Below are 17,466 nucleotides of genomic sequence, written 5' to 3'. Positions count from 1 at the left end.
TTGATTATCTATCCATAGTGAGACGCGCAATATGGTGATACAATCTGCTCAATTTCATTCAGTTCTAGGATTCTATACGCATGAGCGAATTAAAAAACGATCGTTATTTACGTGCACTACAAAAGCAACCTGTTGATGTCACACCGGTATGGATGATGCGCCAAGCTGGCCGTTATTTACCTGAATACCGTGCTACACGTGCCCAAGCAGGCGACTTTATGAGTTTATGTAAAAACGCTGAACTTGCTTGTGAAGTAACGTTACAGCCATTACGTCGTTATCCGCTTGATGCTGCAATTCTATTCAGTGATATTTTAACTATTCCTGATGCTATGGGCTTAGGTCTTTACTTTGAAACAGGTGAAGGTCCAAAATTTGAACGTCCGATTTCTTCATTAGCAGATGTTAAAAAAATCCCAAATATCGATCCAACTGATGAGCTTGGTTATGTGATGAATGCGGTAAGTACGATTCGTCGCGAATTAAAAGGTGAAGTACCGCTAATTGGTTTCTCTGGTTCACCTTGGACACTTGCCACTTACATGGTTGAAGGTGGTAGCAGCAAAACATTCGGTAAAATCAAGAAAATGGCCTTTGCAGATCCACAAACACTGCACCTATTACTTGATAAATTAGCTGACTCAGTAATCGACTATTTAAACGCGCAAGTTAAAGCGGGCGCGCAATCGTTAATGGTATTTGACTCATGGGGCGGTGTATTAAGCCCACGTGACTACAATGAGTTTTCATTACAATACATGCACAAGATTGTTGATGGCTTAATTCGCGAATACGATGGCCGTAAAGTGCCAGTGACGTTATTTACTAAAAATGGTGGTCAGTGGATTGAAGCAATTGCAGCAACAGGCTGTGATGCAGTAGGTCTAGACTGGACTATTAACATTGGTGATGCAAAGCGTCGTGTTGGCGATAAAGTGGCGCTGCAAGGTAACATGGACCCAGCAATGCTGCATGGCACGCCTGAGCGTATTCGCCAAGAAGTTGCTACTATCCTAGAAGACTTTGGTACAGGCTCTGGCCATGTATTTAACCTAGGTCACGGTATTACACCAGATGTAGACCCAGAAAACGCAGGTGTATTTATCAACGCTGTTCATGAATTCAGTGGTAAATACCACAAATAAGCAAAAGCTAATCGTAAAAAAGCCCGCATTAATCGGGCTTTTTTATTTACTTAAACAAACGATTTAAACCATTTAATGCAGCTACGCGATAGGCTTCAGCCATAGTCGGGTAGTTGAACGTGGTATTTACAAAGTAATCAATGTTATTACCGCCGTTCTTTTGTTCCATAATCGCTTGACCGATGTGAACGATTTCAGAGGCACGCTCACCGAAGCAGTGCACACCCAGTACTTCTTTGGTATCAACATGGAATAAAATCTTTAGGCTACCCACCTCAGTGCCTGCAATTTGCGCACGCGCTAAATGCTTAAATTGAGCACGGCCTACCTCGTAAGGGACTTTTGCAGCTGTTAACTCTTGCTCGGTTTTACCCACTGAGCTCATTTCAGGGATTGTATAAATACCTGCTGGAATATCAATGATCAGCTTCTCATCGCAATTACCACATGCAATCGCATCGGCTGCAATACGGCCTTGGTCAAATGCTGCACTGGCAAGGCTTGGGTAACCAATGACATCACCCACAGCATAAATGTTGTCGACTTCTGTTTGGTATGTTTCGTTCACCTTAAGCTGGCCACGACCATCCGCTTTTAGGCCAACAGCTTCAAGGTTTAATGTGTCTGTGTTACCGGTACGGCCATTGGCAAATAAAATACAGTCAGCTTTTACGCGCTTGCCTGATTTCAAGTGCATTACCACACAGTCATCACGGGTTTCTACACGATCAAACTCTTCATTATGACGAATAACAATACCGCTATTCCAAAAGTGATAGCTCAGAGCATCTGAAATTTCCGCATCCATAAAGGCAAGTAGGCGGTCACGGGTATTCACTAGGTCAACCTTGGCGCCTAAACCTTTAAAAATAGAGGCATACTCACAACCAATTACACCTGCACCATAAATCAGCACACGATGAGGGTCATCTTCAAGGCCTAAAATGGTATCGCTGTCGTAAATACGTGGATGTTTAAAGTCTACACCTGGTGGACGGTAAGGGCGCGAGCCAGTAGCAATAACGATTGTTTGTGCGGTGATTGTTTCAAATGAACCGTCTAGGTGCGTTACTTTAATGGTGTGTTTATCAATAAACTCAGCATCACCTTGATACATATGAATGCGGTTACGCTCATAAAAGCTGCTACGTAAATTAGATTGCTTTGAAATGACGTTACTTGCGTGGCGCAAAATATCGGGGAAAGTTAAGCGGTTAGGGCGCTCACTAATATTAAATAGCGGGTTTGCTTTATATTCAATATAACGACTTACAGAGTGACGTAATGCTTTTGAAGGGATAGTACCCCAGTGCACACAACCGCCGCCTACCGCTTCTTGACGTTCAATAACAGCGACTCTTTTGTTGCTTTTAGATAGGTTCATGGCGGTACCTTCACCGCCAGGACCTGTACCTATGATGATTGCATCATATTGATAAGATGGAGTATCTTTTTGCTTTACTTGTTGTTTGGCCACAGCCGCTCCTATGTTAACTAAAAGAGGCTTTTAACAACCTCGCATTTAGTGCAAGCCAAGCCTGCTTTTGGTTTTCCCAAGCGGCTTCAAGCTCGTGATATTGTGTCATTAATGCTGATTTTTCACACTGTTTCATCATTTTATTGCGTTTGATTTCTAACACGCGTTTTTGCAAGGCACAGAAGTGTTGCAGTTTTTTCAGCAGTAAATCGTACTCAGATTGTAATAATGTAAGCTTATCTTGCGCTAAAGGCAATTTTGCAAGGCGACCTTGAGTCTTATTCATCAAGGTTTCTGCCTTGGCTTTTTCGATTCGCTCAATCGGTGTGCGCTTTAATTTTGAAGCAAGACCGATTGCCGCTAAAGAGCGGATCATCCACTTAGTTGGATCATAGTGATACCACTTAATGCCATTGCGATAGTCGCTAGCAAAAATATGGTGGAAGTTATGATAGCCTTCACCGTATGTGAATAGCGCTAAAAAGCCATTATCACGGGCGGTGTTTTTTTCTGTGTACGGACGTGAACCCCAGATATGCGCCAGCGAGTTGATAAAAAAGGTAAAATGTTGGCTCAATACCAAGCGCAGTAAACCAACCAGTAATAACATGCCCCATACATCGCCAAGCATTAAGCCAAGTAGTAAAGGAATACCAAAATTAGTCGCGACGACTAACTTCATATATTGACGGTGTTGCCACATAACGACTTTGTTTTTTTGTAAGTCTCGGCAGTTACTGTAGTTACCGTATTGTTCGCCTTGATAATCGCGCAGCATCCAACCAATGTGGCTATACCAAAAGCCATTAGTAGCGGCGTAAGGGTCTTTGATTGGATCATCAACTTGACCATGGTGAATACGGTGATCGCTACTCCAGTGCAAGGCACTATTTTGTAATGCAAAAGCACCACCTAAGGCAAAAATTACTTCAATAACAGGATGCACATCATAGGCTTTGTGTGCCCACAAGCGGTGATAACCTGCAGTAATAGAAAGTCCGGCGTAGAACATACAGCCAACAAAGGCTATCCACTGTGTACTGGTGTATCCGTAGCTAAAGCCATACCAAGGAACAAGGGTGATCGCGGCCAAAAATGTAAGGCTAAAAAATAGCACATTGGTCCAAATAATCGGTGGTTTTTTCATCTGAATAAATCTCGGCGTACAGTTGTACGCTAAAATAGTGTTTCATTCTCTCCGCGTCAAGTATTAGACTAGCTCATTAACCGAAAAATCATTAAAAGTTCACGCTGGGAGTTTCCATGTCGGGTGTTAGAGCGCAACAGAAACAAAAAACACGACAAGCACTAATCGAGGCTGCATTCAATCAATTGAGTGCCGATCATAGTTTTTCTAATTTAAGCTTACGTGAAGTTGCCCGTGAAGCAGGGATTGCCCCCACCTCTTTTTACCGCCACTTTAAAGACATGAATGAGCTTGGTTTGACCATGGTTGATGAAGCTGGTTTAACACTGCGTCAACTTATGCGCCAAGCGCGTCGCCGTATTGAGAGCGGCGGTAGTGTGATCACGACATCAATCGTGACCTTTATGGAGTTCATCGATAACTCGAGCAACCAATTTAGATTGTTATTGCGTGAGCGCTCAGGAACTTCTAAAGCATTTCGTGCTGCGGTTGCTCGTGAAATTAAACATTTCATTTTAGAGCTTGCGCATTACCTTGAAAGCGAAACTCCGTGCGACCCAACTCATGCATATATTCAAGCCGAAGCCATGGTGACTTTAGTATTTAACGCCGGTGCCGAAGCCCTCGATATTGAAGGGACACAACGCGAAGAACTGGTTGAACGCTTGATCTGGCAATTACGTTATATTGCTCGCGGTGCCACTTTGTATGGTCGTGATAGTAAAGGTAATGTAGAAAAAACAGCCTAAAGCATGGTGGATTTTTGTTCCTGTTTTATGTATTGTTCGCTGCCAAATTAAGTAACTGATTTTTCGTTATTCAGTTACCTCAAAATATGAATAAATAGCGAGGACGCATATGCTCACCAAGGATCCGGTGAATGATACTCATGCCCATTTTTTAGAACAGAGTGAAGAAACAACGGTAAAAAACAGCCCAAGCTTTCGGGACTTGAGCCGCAGTTTGTTATACTCGTTACCGAAAAGTGTGCAAAAGAAAATTCAAGATAACCTGCTTGGGGTATTAGACGCTCATCAGGTCTCACAATTTCGAGATGACAAACGCTGCCAGTTTTGGATTAACCAAAATGGTTGGAAGCGAGTTCCCTACAGTCAGTTTCGCCATGTTTATAGCCGAATTGCGCTATACCCAAAAAGCGCTACTATTTCAAAGAACCATAGCTCAGAGACTGCTAGCAATGCAACATCAGTTGATTTGAGAGACCAACAAGCTAGGCTATTACAAAGCAATGGCAACGAAGGACAACCCAACAGGATAGATCAACACATAATTTATACTCGTCGTGTTATCTACAGAACTGTGAATTCTCACCATCAAATTTATTAACCACAGAGTTAAATATTTTCTTTACGTTTTCTAGTTACAGATTGCTCGATCATTATTTTATTTATCATGTTTAGTAAGTAGGGTTGGTATTTTTATTTGTGTAATTGTTGTTATTTGGGTGTTTTAACCTTTTGTAGACGTTATTTTATCGAATTTGTGGAAAAATTATGCTTGCAAGCAGGTTTTTTGAATGTTAAAAATACAGCCACTGAACACACATTTAGTAAATTAAGATGCAAATTACACATTCAATTACATTAAAACTAAACCTCTTACTGCTTAAATCAGTGAGCGGGGCTTAGTGTATTTGCATTTGTAGAACATTAAAAAACCCCGCAACCGCGGGGTTTTTTTTATCTCGCTAATGGGTCATTGGGAACGAGGACAGTTTATGAAAGATAAGGTTTGGATTTTTGACACAACGTTACGTGATGGTGAGCAAGCATTAAAAGCAAGCCTAACCGAAGACGACAAAATTCAACTTGCGCATACCATTAGCCGCTTAAATGTGGATGTAATGGAAGTGGGTTTTCCGGTATCTAGCCCGGCAGATTTTCGCTCTGTACAGCGCATTGCGACTGAAGTGAAAGGGCCGATTATTTGTGGCTTAGCACGTGCAGTAGCAAAAGATATTGAAGCATGTGGTGAAGCACTTCGCCCGGCAGAGCAGGGCCGTATTCATACATTTATTGCAACCAGCCCATTACACCTTGAACACAAATTACGTATGAGCTTAGACGATGCAACGGCAATGGCTGTTAAGTCGATTAAACTTGCGCGTAACTACACCGATGACGTTGAGTTTTCGTGTGAAGATGCAGGTCGTACACCGCATTGGGATTTATGCCGCATCGTTGAGAGCGCTATTGATGCGGGTGCATCAACTATCAACTTACCTGACACCGTAGGCTATGTAACGCCAGACGAATACGCTGCGATGATCCATCACTTAATGAACAATGTGCCAAATATCGACAAGGCGCGTTTAAGCGTGCATTGCCATAACGATTTAGGTTTAGCGGTTGCTAACTCAATCGCAGCGGTACAAGCCGGTGCTCGCCAAATCGAATGTACGATTAATGGTATTGGTGAGCGCGCAGGTAACTGTTCGCTTGAAGAAGTGGCGATGATCATGAAGATGCGTGAAGACCACTTAAAAGTGCATACCGATATTCGTAGTGAAGAAATTTACCGTGCTTCGCGTCAAGTCGCGAAGATTTGTAATATGCCAGTACAACCAAACAAAGCAATTGTTGGTGAAAATGCCTTTGCACACAGCTCAGGGATCCACCAAGACGGCGTATTAAAAGCCCAAAACACTTACGAAATAATGTCGCCAGAAAGTGTCGGTGTACCTAATAACCAATTAAACATGACTTCGCGTTCAGGTCGTCATGTTATTGAGCATCGTTTAGAAGAGTTAGGCTATCAAAAATCTGATTACGATATGGATAGCTTATACAGCAGCTTCTTAGCATTAGCAGACCAAAAAGGCACTGTGTATGACTACGACTTAGAAGCGATGATTTACTTTAATCAAATCAAAGATAAAGACGAAAAATATCAACTTGAGTTTGTTAACTCGACGTCTAACTCACAATCGGTGGCGAGCTCAACAATCGGCATGACAATTGATGGTGAGTCAAAGCAAGAGGCCGCAACAGGGAATGGCCCTGTAGAAGCATCATTCTTAGCAATTGAGCGCTTAACGGGTATGTCGGTTGAGATGATTGAATACAACCTAGAAGCAACAGGCCAAGGTGCCAGCTCGCTAGGGCAAGTGAATATTATCGCTAAATACGATGGTCGCCCATATCACGGCGCGGGCATTGCAGCGGATGTGGTAGAAGCGTCAGTACGCGCCATGATCCGCGTTTATAACTTAATTTATCGTGCACAAAAAGTGTCTGATTTAAAACAACAGAGGAAAGCAGGATGAGTCAATCGAATTACAGTATCGCAGTATTAGCAGGCGACGGGATTGGTCCAGAAGTTATGGCAGCAGCAGAAACCGTCTTGGATGCTGTAAGCGAAAAGTTTGGTTTTACTTTGACTCGTCATCACCACGCGATTGGAGGTGCTGCCATTGATGAGTTTGGTCAGGCACTGCCGCAAAGCACACTGAGTGCCTGCGAAAATGCCGATGCGATTTTATTTGGCTCGGTAGGCGGCCCTAAGTGGGAAAACTTACCGCCGAATGAGCAGCCAGAGCGAGCTTCGTTGTTGCCATTGCGCAAGCATTTTGGTTTGTTCTGTAATTTACGCCCAGCACAATTATTACCAGCACTAAGTGCTGCGTCACCGCTGCGTGCAGATATCAGCGCACAAGGCTTTGATATCTTATGTGTGCGCGAGTTAACCGGTGGTATTTATTTCGGTGAAAAAGGCCGCAGTGGCGAAGGGGAGCAAGAAGCTGCTTTCGATACCCAAACATACTCACGTAAAGAAATTGAGCGCATCGCACGCTTTGCATTTGAAGCCGCTAAGCTGCGTAGTAATCATGTTACCTCGGTTGATAAAGCGAATGTGTTAGCGACCAGCGTACTTTGGCGTGAAGTGGTCTCTGAAGTGAGCAAAGACTACCCAGAGGTAAGCCTTGACTACATTTATGTTGATAACGCGGCAATGCAGTTAGTTAAACAGCCAAGTCAGTTTGATGTATTACTTTGCGATAACTTATTTGGCGACATTCTGTCTGATGAGTGCGCGATGATCACCGGCTCTATGGGCTTATTACCATCAGCGAGTTTAAATCAGTCTGGCTTTGGTTTGTATGAGCCAGCTGGTGGCTCAGCACCTGATATCGCGGGTAAAGGGGTTGCAAACCCAATCGCACAAATTTTAAGTGCTGCGCTTATGTTGCGCTACTCACTAGGGCAAGATGAAGCGGCTCGTACGATTGAAAAAGCGGTGGCAGAAGCGGTTGAAGCAGGTGTTGGTACGCCAGATATCTACCCAAATGCAGGGTACACCACCAGTGATGTTGCTGCGGCAATTGTGGCACGTATTTAATTAAAAATTGTTTGCGCTGAGCTCGTCACTCAGCGTAACTAAAATGAGGGAATAGCAAGTGGCCCAAACCTTATACGATAAAATTTGGCAAGCTCATGTAGTCGCCAGCATAAATGATCAAACTGATTTACTTTATATCGACCGTCACCTAGTTCATGAAGTTACATCGCCGCAAGCCTTTGCTGGTTTACGTGAGAAAAACCGCAAAGTACGTTGCCCAGAAAAAACCTTTGCGACCATGGACCATAACGTTTCAACAAAAAGCCGTTCATTAGATGCTGCGAGTGAAGTGTCGAAAAATCAATTAATGGCACTGGATGCAAACTGTAAAGAGTTTGGTATTCAACTTTATGATTTAAATTCGATTAATCAAGGTATTGTGCATGTAATGGGGCCTGAGCAGGGCATTACCTTACCGGGCACAACCATAGTGTGTGGTGACAGCCACACATCGACCCATGGTGCATTTGGCGCATTAGCGCACGGTATTGGTACTTCAGAAGTTGAGCATGTTCTAGCCACTCAAACGCTACAGCAGAAAAAAGCCAAGTCGTTAAAAATTCAAATAAATGGTCGCCTGCGCCCAACCGTTACTGCCAAAGATTTAATCATGGCGGTGATCGGTAAATTAGGCACTGCGGGTGGTACTGGCTATGTTGCTGAATTTTGTGGCGAAGGGATCGAAGCGCTGTCTATGGAAGCGCGTATGACGCTTTGTAATATGAGTATTGAAATGGGCGCAAAAGCGGGTTTAATCGCACCAGATCAAACAACTTATGATTATTTAAAGGGTCGCCCATTTGCACCACAAGGTGCTGACTTTGATAGTGCCGTTGCCTACTGGCAAACACTAAAAACAGATGAAGGCGCAGAGTTTGATCATGTTGTTGAATTAGAGGCTGCTGATATTCAACCGCAAATTACGTGGGGTACCAGCCCTGAGCAAGTGATTGGCGTAGATGAATTCATTCCAGACCCTGAGCAAGAGCCAGATCTAATCAAAGCTGATGCAATCCGTAGCGCACTAAAATATATGGGCTTAAAAGCAGGCGATAAATTGTCTTCAGCAACTGTTGATACCGTATTTATTGGCTCATGTACAAATAGCCGAATTGAAGATTTACGTGCTGCCGCGCAAATTGTTGAAGGTAAGCAGGTTGCAGCGGGTGTTGAAGCGCTGATTGTTCCAGGCTCAGGTCTTGTTAAAAAACAAGCCGAAGACGAAGGTCTTGCAGATATCTTTAAAGCAGCTGGCTTTGAATGGCGTGAGCCAGGTTGTTCAATGTGCTTAGCAATGAATGACGACAGATTAGAAGCAGGTAAACGCTGTGCTTCTACATCAAATCGTAACTTTGAAGGTCGCCAAGGTCGCGGTGGCCGCACTCACTTAGTGAGCCCTGCAATGGCTGCGGCAGCGGCAATTCATGGTCGTTTTGTTGATATCAGAGGAGAAGCCTAATGAGTGTATTTTTTAGTGGCTTAATGGCCCCGTTAGATAAAAACAATGTTGATACTGACCAAATTATTCCAAAGCAGTTTTTAACGTCGACCAGCCGTGATGGCTTTGATGCGGCGCTTTTCTACGATTGGCGTTATTTAGATAACGGCGAGCCAAACCCTGAGTTTATTTTGAATCGCCCTTGTTACCAAGGTGCGCAAATTCTTTTAACTCGCGACAATTTTGGTTGTGGTTCATCGCGTGAGCATGCGCCATGGGCATTAAAGCAATATGGTTTTGAAGTGATCTTAGCGGAAAGCTTTGCTGATATTTTCTTTAACAACTGCGGCAATAACCAAATGCTTGCTATCGCATTACCTGCAGAAACACTTGAGCAATTATTTGTACTGAGTGAACAGCATGATGATATTAATATCGAAGTTGATTTAGAAAACCAACAACTTCGTAGCGATAAGTTTGACACTATTCACTTTGATATTCGCCATGACATCAAAGAGCGTTTATTAAGTGGCTTGGACTTTATCGGTGTGACTGAAACACTTAACAGCCAAATTGATGCCTTTGAGCAGCAACTTGCAGCAGAACGCCCTTGGCAATAACCTGTTTTTCCATGTGAACCTAAACGCGGCCAAGGCCGCGTTTTTATTTGTTTCTAAAAAAGAAAGTTGCTAATTTGGTTGGTAAGATAACGAAAACAACAAATAACTATGTGGCCTCTTTCTCCTAAATCTATCGGCATCTTGATGGGTGTGCTTTATGGCATCAGCATGCGCATCTTTCTTGAAATTAGCGGAACCTTTAATTTCGGTAGCCTTGTTACTATTTCGTTTATGTTTTTAGTGCCTGTGGCTATTGGGTTTATACGGGTACATTTTGAGTACAATCAACTATCGCCGATGACATATGGAAGAATGGCGGTAGTCGCTTGGCAACCTATTTTTGTGTTCTTATTTGTCAGCGTAGTAACTCTTTTAGAAGGAAGTATCTGCGTTGCAATGGCTCTCCCTGCATTTATGTTTTTTGCTAGTATTGGCGGTATGTTAGCAGGGCTATGTCATCGCCTTTGGGAAAAGAAAAGCAACAAAGCGGTGATGTCGGTAGCTTTGTTGCCGTTGATCCTTTCTCCTTTAGAGCTCAACTTTTTACACTTATCGAAAACTTACGAAGTTAAAAATACAATTGTTATCAATGCGCCTGTTGATGTTGTGTGGCAACAATTAGCTAATGTTAGCCAAATTCATGAGGGCGAATATCCAAGTTCATTTTCGCAATTAATTGGTATTCCTAGGCCAATTCGAGCTGATATGAGTGGTGATGGGGTAGGTGCAATTAGAACCAGCCAGTGGCAGAAAAATGTTGTATTTAAAGAGGTAATAAGCGAGTGGCTGCCGAATGAGAAAATGCTATATAACTTTGAGATTGACCCAGAGTTAATTCCTGATCATGCACTTGATCAGCATGTGAAATTAGGTGGTGAATATTTTTCGCCGCTACATGGCGGTTATGAGTTAGTTACAAGTGGTAATAATCAAACGCTGTTAAGCCTTAAAACGACGGTACTTGATAACACTAACTTTGGCATTTATTCACGAGTATGGGGGGAGGTGATCTTTCAGGACTTTCACCGAGCACTTCTCAAGCTAATGAAAGTTCGCGCTGAAAATGACAACATATTAGTTGTAAAAGCATGATGACGACTCGCTGTCTAGCAGCTTATCGTAATTGTTTTCTTTATGGCTATTAAGCTATTAGGCTAGGCTGAAATTTTATTTAGGGAACACACCATGAAATACTTAGTGGCATCGATGCTCTTGGCAGCATCATCAGTAGCGGCTGCACGACCTGCACCGTTAGTGTCAATTCCAAGCCATGATGGCTTTTTTGATAATATCGCTGCCCATTGCGGTAAAGCTTACGAAGGTAAAGTGAGCGTTGATAACGCAGCTGGCCCGAGCTCATTTGTGGGCAAAAAGTTAGTAATGCATGTACGTCGTTGTAACGAGCGTGAGTTACAAGTGCCATTTCATGTAGGGGATGATGCATCTCGTACTTGGATCATCACAAAAACGGGCAGTGGACTTAGTTTAAAGCATGACCATCGCCATAAAGATGGCAGCGATGATAAATCAACCATGTATGGTGGGCATACTCTTGATGCGGGTTTTGCTAACGCACAGTCGTTCCCGGCTGATCAGTATTCAAAAGAGTTGTTTGTGAGTCAAGGTATTCCCCAATCAATGGGTAACACGTGGCAAATGTATATTTATCCAAAGCAATTTACGTATCGCTTAGTGCGTGAAGGACGTGAGTTTCGCGTTGATTTTGACTTAACAAAACCTATCACGCCGCCAAGCGCGCCGTGGGGATATGAAGACTAGTACTATTTAGCTTCGTCTTCACACTGTAAAACAACCGTTAAAGGTGGCTGATAGGCGCGTGGTTTAGTTGGAAAACGTTCATACTCCTGCACCCCATCAGTCACTCTTAGCATAAAAGGTTTGTCTCTACATAAGCGACTTGCATGGCGCAGTAAGAATACGCTTTGATTGCGAAAGTGCTTGTAGTCGTCAGACTGAATTTCGAGGTGGTAGCGGCCGTCGGCCAATTTAGTTTGGTAGTAATGGACTTTTTCGTCGAAGTCATAGAGCTTTTCGGTTTCGCCTTTTGCTGCTTGTGCATTACTGCACCCCGCTAACATTAAAACGGCGCTAATTAATAGTGCTTGTGTACTTCTCAGTTCACTCATAAACACTAAACTCCATGTGATTAATACCTTGTTTCATCGTGATGTTGAACCTGAATTAGCATCCATAGTCAAACTAAGGTAACGTTACGTCTTACATGTAGTCTAACACCCAAAAAGGGAAAATGTGATGCTCAATAAAATAAAACAGCTGTTTTCAGCGCTGAATGATACCCAATCTAGCATTACTGAGCATGACCTAAAAACCGCCGTTGCTGCGTTATTGATTGAGGTTATGCGTGCAGATAATGAGTTACAAGATGATGAGCAACAGACCCTGAATGAGACCTTAAAGAAGTATTTCTCGCTTAACGAGGAAGAGGTTCAAGAGTTAGTTGCAAGTGCATCGCAAAGCCTAGATGAAGCAATAGATTATTTTCAGTTTTCAAAGCAAATTAATGCCCAGTGCAGCGCCGAGCAGCGTATTGATATCATCGAGCTGTTGTGGCGTTTAGCCTACGCAGATGGCAATTTAGATAAGCATGAAGAAATGGTTATTCGCCGTGTCGCAAGTTTATTGTATGTAACCCATGAAGATTTTATCGCTGCTAAGTTAGCAGCGACAAAACTAAGTTAGTAGCGATAAAACTAGGCTAGCAATTATTTATTTAATTTGCTCGCTACGCTCACAAGTTGCTGGGCAAGGCTGGCAACTTTATCGGCTGTATCAGCATCGCTGATGCGGCCTTGCTCATCTAATTTGCTGTGGATAGCAGGCACTGCAAGTTGATCTGCAAGCACTAAACTACCAATACCCGATAAAATATCACGTACGTGATTTAAACCACGTAAGCCGCCTAAACCACCTGGTGAAGATGCATAAAGTGCTGTGACTTTATTACGAAATGCGGGTACTGCGCCTTGCTCTGTACGAGAAGCCCAATCGATTGCGTTTTTAAGTGGCGCTGTAATTGAGCCATTATATTCTGGGCTTGCTAATAAAATGCCATCAGCAGCGCGAAGCTTATCTTTTAATAATTGTGCGCCAGCAGGTGTACCTTGCGCTTCAATATCTTCGTCAAATAAAGGTAAGTTTAAATCGCTTAATTTAATCACTTCTACTTCAGCACCACTTTCGAGGGCGAAGCGCGCAGCTTCATTGATCAGTTTTTGATTAAAGCTGTCTTTACGTAGGCTGCCTGCTAGGGCAATAATTTTTGGTGCTGTCATGATGGTTTCCTTTTTTAAGCTTCACTGTTGATATATTCACTGTAGCAAAAAACAGCTTGCAGAAAAGCCAAATAAACGCAAAACTTATGTGCGTATATGCACACAAGGAGCCGTTATGGCGATTCAATTTGATGATTGGCAAGATGTAAAAGTCGCTTTTGAGGTGGCAAGGCTCGGTACGTTAACCGCTGCTGCCGAATCTTTAGGTGTTCATCACAGCACTGTGCTTAGAAGAATCAACAATTTAGAAGATAACCTTGATGCGCGGTTATTCCATCGTCATGCCCGTGGCTATACAGTGACAGAAATTGGCGCTAAGTTGTTTGCTACTGCAAAATCGATTAACGCTGAACTTGAAAAACTTCACAACGATATTATTGCCGCTGATAGCCAACTGCGAGGCAGTTTATTATTAACTACAGTCAGTGGTTTTATTGATGTGCTTAGTGATGTCTGCGAACAGTTTCAAAGCCTGCACCCGCAAGTGCAGCTCGAAGTTATTCTTGATCAAAACCGCTTACGTCTTGATCACGGTCAGGCACACATTGCCGTGCGAGCAGGTCCTCGGCCTGATGAAGGCGACTATATTGCCCAGCATTTAGCTGAACTTTCGTCAGGGTTTTATGCCTCTAAAAGTTATATTGAAAAGTATGGCATGCCAAAGAATATTGAGCAGTTGCAGCAGCATAGTTTTGTCTCTGGGGTGGCTGGCTATAACGGTAAAGTGCCTTATTTTGCATGGGTTGATCAACACATTGAACCTTCGCAAATTAAGTTACGGGTGTCTGAAACATCAGAAGCTACACGGGCGATTGTGAGGGGCTTAGGAATTGGTGGTTTACAGCATGAAGTGGCAAGCCAATACCCTGATCTGCTGCCAGTGCTTCCTAAAGAGCTAAACTGGCCAACAGATCTTTGGCTAGTGACACATCATTTGGTGCATCGCACAGCCAAAGTACAAGCATTTAGTCAGCTTTTAAAAGCGTATTTTAAAGATTTAAAAGCTTAAACAGACTTTTTAACGCTAATGCCTAGTCGTTTGGCTAGGCGCACAAGGTTGGCTCTATCAACACTTAAGCTGCGTGCTGTGGCTGCCCAGTTTAGGTTGTGTAGTTCAAGTTGTTGCATAATCAATTGATAACTAAAAGCGTCAGTTGCCTCTTTCAGCGATAAGCGAGTGGCTTTTTGTTCGTTAACTGCAACAGGGCTTGGTGCGGCAACGGCTGTTTTAGCAATATCACAATGTTCAGGTTCGATTGTGACAATGCTTTGTTGCCATTGCTGTTGTTTGGCTTTGAGTGCCGCGCGGCTGATCACATGTTCAAGCTCTCTCACATTGCCTGGCCAATCATATTGACGCAGTAGTAATTGTGTATCGCTACTAAGTTTAAGTTGTTTAATTGCCAATTTTTTAGATGTTTGCTCAATAAAAAAGCCTGCCAATAAAATAACATCGTTATCGCGCTCTTTTAGTGGTGCAACATGCAATGGGTAAACGCTTAATCGGTGATAAAGATCTGCACGAAAGCGGCCCGCAGCGACTTCTTGTTTTAAATCGCGGTTGGTTGCTGCAATCACTCTGACATCAACATAACGGCTTTGATCTTCCCCCACAGTTTGTACTTCACCACTTTGTAATACACGCAATAACTTACTTTGCATGGCAAGCGGAAGTTCGCCGATTTCATCTAAAAATAGCGTGCCGCCATCGGCGAGTTGAAACTTACCCTGGCGAGCAGTATGTGCGCCAGTAAATGCGCCTTTACTGTGACCAAAAAATTCACTCTCGGCTAAGTTCTCTGGTAACGATGCGCAGTTTAAGTGGATCAACGGCATGTCACGGCGTTTTGAGTTTAAATGGATATTGCGCGCAACGAGTTCTTTACCGACGCCTGTATCACCTTGTATTAAAACGCTAAATTCTGAGGCAGCCACCAGCTGAATATCATTTTTAAGGGTCTGCATTGCTTGGCTATTACCAATAATTTCGACACCTTCTCGTGTTAGTGCCTCAAGGTTAAGCTGCTGCGCAACTTGATGGCTGTGCTGTGCGTGTTGCATAAAATGCTGCAAGGTTAGGGCATGCTCAACATAGCCTGCAGCTAGCTGTTTTAGTTGATTGAGCTCGTTCATTGCTAAAGCGTCAAAGGCATGTTCATCTAAACTATCAAAGGTCAAAACACCCAATAGTTCGTTGTTATCTTTGCTACTCAGCAGCGGCACGCCCATGCAGGCATGAACAGGAAAGTCGCCATGCTGGCTTTGTAATAAACCATCGTAGGGGTCGGGTAGGCCACAATCTTTGGCAAATTTTAGCGGTTCACTGCCACGGCATATTTCAAATAAGCGCGGATGCTCCGCTATTTTAAAGCGTCTTCCTAACGTATCGTCCGACAACCCATGAAGGGCTACGGGCTTTAACACATCGCCTTGTTTCAATAATAAGGCAACTGCATCACATTCAAGCCAATCATTAATGCAACTCAACAGATAACTGAAATTATGATCAACACTGCTTGCTTTGGTAAGTGCAAGTGCAACATCAAGAAGGGATTTTTTGATTATCATGTCAATTTGACCTGAATGTGTTTTATTGATGCTTTTAATGGTGTGTCATTTTGACTTATTTATCAAGCGTCCAAATTTAATGTATTGATATTTAATGGTTTTTATTTTTGGCTTGAACTGTGCAATAGCTGGGGAAATTAAACGCTGAGAGCACAAATGAAAGTCATTAATTTAACTGAACCTATGCCAACTAAGATCAAATTTTATCAACTCAGCCAGTGGCCGTTATGGGCATTAGCATTTCGGCCTTTTTTCTTGGCGGCAGGTGCCTTAGCTGTATTTGCTATGAGTTACTGGTTTTTAATCTTGGCGGGCTATGCACAGTGGCACCTAACAATGCCCGCAACGCTTTGGCATGCTCACGAAATGCTGTTTGGCTTTGCAGGCGTGGTTGCCATGGGCTTTTTGCTAACCGCCGCACAAACATGGACAGGTGTGGCGAGTGTAAGTGGTATTAAGCTTTGTTTGCTTAGCATGATTTGGCTTGCTGCAAGGTTTAGTTTTTTTATTGAGATTGCAGGGTTCGAGCAGCTAAACCTTTATATTGTTAGTGCGCTACAACTCGTTTGGTGGCTAGCTGGAATTATTATTCTAGCTGACATGCTGATACAGGCAAAAAGCAGCCATAACTACTTATTTATTGTCATCGCATCTTTGCTCTGTGCGCTCAATGTGATTTTTTTGAGCTTAGTTGTACTTAATAAAATGTCGCTGGCACTGGGGGTTGTTGATACCGCTGTACTTATCATGACACTGCTAGTTGGTGTTGTGGCTGGGCGAGTTGTGCCATTTTTTACCGCGCGCGGCCTTAACCTAAGTGAACAAGTTAGAACCCCCAAGCTCGATAAATTAGTCGTATTTAGCTCATTTTTCGCCATTGCGTGGTTTTTTATGAGTCAGCTATTTTTTAGCGCAATGAGCACCGGTTGGGTTTTTGCTTGGCTTGCTTGTTTACATTCAGCCCGGTGTGTTTTGTGGTGGCATAAAGGCATTCTAAAAGTGCCTTTGCTATGGTCATTACATGTGGCTTATTGGGCTTTATCGGTTGGTTTAATACTCGTCGCGCTGAGCTATTTCAGCCCAATTATCTTATTCAAAGATGCGCTTCATCTGATCACTGTTGGCACCATAGGTGTGATGATCATCGCCATGATGGTACGTGTCTCTCATGGTCACACTGGGCGCGCATTACAGGCCCCTGCGTACATTAGTTTGGCATTTGTACTCATTGTGATAGCTGCCATTGTACGTTCGTTACTTCCCGTTTATTTAGGTCATCACCTTGCATGGCAGTTAAGTGCGTTGCTGTGGGTTGCTGGCTTTAGCTTATTTTTACTTCATTGTGCGCCCATCTTAGTGAATCGTCGTGTTGATGGTCGCCGCGGTTAACCTCTCCAA

Annotated in this window: 17 protein-coding genes; 12 read left to right on the top strand and 5 right to left on the bottom strand. The window is 43.2% G+C overall.

All coding sequences use genetic code 11. The features are described from left to right. Window positions 1-80: 80 nt before the first annotated feature. Window positions 81-1,145: a uroporphyrinogen decarboxylase gene (gene hemE / locus IMPJCBKJ_RS16855; protein WP_054554485.1), complete on the top strand. Its 1,065-nt coding sequence runs from the start codon at window positions 81-83 to the stop codon at window positions 1,143-1,145. A gap of 46 nt (window positions 1,146-1,191) precedes the next feature. Here the strand turns inward: hemE and sthA are convergent, their stop codons facing one another. Next, window positions 1,192-2,622: a Si-specific NAD(P)(+) transhydrogenase gene (gene sthA, locus IMPJCBKJ_RS16850; protein WP_166341167.1), complete on the bottom strand. Its 1,431-nt coding sequence runs from the start codon at window positions 2,620-2,622 to the stop codon at window positions 1,192-1,194. Window positions 2,623-2,635: 13 nt separating this feature from the next. After that, a complete protein-coding gene (locus tag IMPJCBKJ_RS16845) occupies window positions 2,636-3,769 on the bottom strand; it encodes a fatty acid desaturase (protein ID WP_166341165.1) in 1,134 nt (377 codons plus the stop codon). Window positions 3,770-3,885: 116 nt separating this feature from the next. Here IMPJCBKJ_RS16845 and fabR point away from each other — a divergent pair, with 116 nt between their 5' ends. The 8 genes from fabR (at window position 3,886) to IMPJCBKJ_RS16805 (ending at window position 11,965) form a co-directional block, all read left to right on the top strand. Then, window positions 3,886-4,518 carry an HTH-type transcriptional repressor FabR gene (gene fabR / locus IMPJCBKJ_RS16840; protein WP_166341163.1) on the top strand — a complete coding sequence of 211 codons (633 nt, stop codon included), beginning with the start codon at window positions 3,886-3,888 and terminating at the stop codon, window positions 4,516-4,518. A 109-nt stretch (window positions 4,519-4,627) separates the two neighbouring features. Further along, window positions 4,628-5,116 (top strand): hypothetical protein, encoded by a 489-nt coding sequence (locus IMPJCBKJ_RS16835; RefSeq protein ID WP_166341161.1) that lies wholly within the window; start codon window positions 4,628-4,630, stop codon window positions 5,114-5,116. Window positions 5,117-5,507: 391 nt separating this feature from the next. Beyond that, window positions 5,508-7,055: a 2-isopropylmalate synthase gene (gene leuA, locus IMPJCBKJ_RS16830; protein WP_063528590.1), complete on the top strand. Its 1,548-nt coding sequence runs from the start codon at window positions 5,508-5,510 to the stop codon at window positions 7,053-7,055. Next, window positions 7,052-8,128, top strand: a complete 1,077-nt coding sequence (gene leuB, locus IMPJCBKJ_RS16825) for a 3-isopropylmalate dehydrogenase (RefSeq protein ID WP_054554475.1) — start codon at window positions 7,052-7,054, stop codon at window positions 8,126-8,128. The genes leuA and leuB overlap by 4 nt, the downstream gene beginning before the upstream one ends. A 58-nt stretch (window positions 8,129-8,186) precedes the next feature. Further along, the gene (leuC, locus tag IMPJCBKJ_RS16820) at window positions 8,187-9,587 is read left to right on the top strand and encodes a 3-isopropylmalate dehydratase large subunit (protein WP_054554474.1); all 1,401 of its coding nucleotides are present in this window, start codon (window positions 8,187-8,189) and stop codon (window positions 9,585-9,587) included. Then, entirely contained in the window at window positions 9,587-10,186 is a 600-nt protein-coding gene (gene leuD, locus IMPJCBKJ_RS16815; protein WP_054554473.1) for a 3-isopropylmalate dehydratase small subunit, read from the top strand. The genes leuC and leuD overlap by 1 nt, the downstream gene beginning before the upstream one ends. A gap of 168 nt (window positions 10,187-10,354) precedes the next feature. Beyond that, entirely contained in the window at window positions 10,355-11,278 is a 924-nt protein-coding gene (locus IMPJCBKJ_RS16810; RefSeq protein ID WP_328250064.1) for a hypothetical protein, read from the top strand. A 93-nt stretch (window positions 11,279-11,371) separates the two neighbouring features. Then, on the top strand, window positions 11,372-11,965 hold the full coding sequence (locus IMPJCBKJ_RS16805) for a hypothetical protein (RefSeq protein ID WP_166341157.1): 594 nt from the start codon (window positions 11,372-11,374) through the stop codon (window positions 11,963-11,965). A gap of 2 nt (window positions 11,966-11,967) precedes the next feature. Here IMPJCBKJ_RS16805 and IMPJCBKJ_RS16800 read toward each other — a convergent pair whose 3' ends face one another. Next, a complete protein-coding gene (locus tag IMPJCBKJ_RS16800; RefSeq protein WP_054554469.1) occupies window positions 11,968-12,333 on the bottom strand; it encodes a hypothetical protein in 366 nt (121 codons plus the stop codon). Window positions 12,334-12,460: 127 nt separating this feature from the next. Here IMPJCBKJ_RS16800 and IMPJCBKJ_RS16795 point away from each other — a divergent pair, with 127 nt between their 5' ends. Continuing rightward, entirely contained in the window at window positions 12,461-12,907 is a 447-nt protein-coding gene (locus IMPJCBKJ_RS16795; protein WP_166341155.1) for a TerB family tellurite resistance protein, read from the top strand. A gap of 23 nt (window positions 12,908-12,930) precedes the next feature. Here the strand turns inward: IMPJCBKJ_RS16795 and IMPJCBKJ_RS16790 are convergent, their stop codons facing one another. Continuing rightward, on the bottom strand, window positions 12,931-13,500 hold the full coding sequence (locus IMPJCBKJ_RS16790; protein WP_138600997.1) for an NAD(P)H-dependent oxidoreductase: 570 nt from the start codon (window positions 13,498-13,500) through the stop codon (window positions 12,931-12,933). Between the two features lie 115 nt (window positions 13,501-13,615). On the opposite strand from IMPJCBKJ_RS16790, the gene IMPJCBKJ_RS16785 reads away from it, so the two are divergent. Continuing rightward, the gene (locus tag IMPJCBKJ_RS16785) at window positions 13,616-14,509 is read left to right on the top strand and encodes a LysR family transcriptional regulator (protein WP_054554466.1); all 894 of its coding nucleotides are present in this window, start codon (window positions 13,616-13,618) and stop codon (window positions 14,507-14,509) included. On the opposite strand, the gene norR is transcribed toward IMPJCBKJ_RS16785, so the two are convergent. Then, a complete protein-coding gene (norR, locus tag IMPJCBKJ_RS16780; RefSeq protein ID WP_166341153.1) occupies window positions 14,506-16,068 on the bottom strand; it encodes a nitric oxide reductase transcriptional regulator NorR in 1,563 nt (520 codons plus the stop codon). The genes IMPJCBKJ_RS16785 and norR overlap by 4 nt on opposite strands. A gap of 156 nt (window positions 16,069-16,224) precedes the next feature. Between norR and IMPJCBKJ_RS16775 the strand changes: the two genes are divergently transcribed. Further along, the gene (locus IMPJCBKJ_RS16775) at window positions 16,225-17,457 is read left to right on the top strand and encodes an NnrS family protein (RefSeq protein WP_166341151.1); all 1,233 of its coding nucleotides are present in this window, start codon (window positions 16,225-16,227) and stop codon (window positions 17,455-17,457) included. Window positions 17,458-17,466 lie beyond the last annotated feature (9 nt).

Source organism: Pseudoalteromonas sp. MB47 (assembly GCF_011319765.1).
Lineage (GTDB): Bacteria > Pseudomonadota > Gammaproteobacteria > Enterobacterales > Alteromonadaceae > Pseudoalteromonas > Pseudoalteromonas simplex.
Note: the sequence above shows the minus strand (reverse complement) of the source record. Positions and strands in the feature narration are given on the sequence as shown.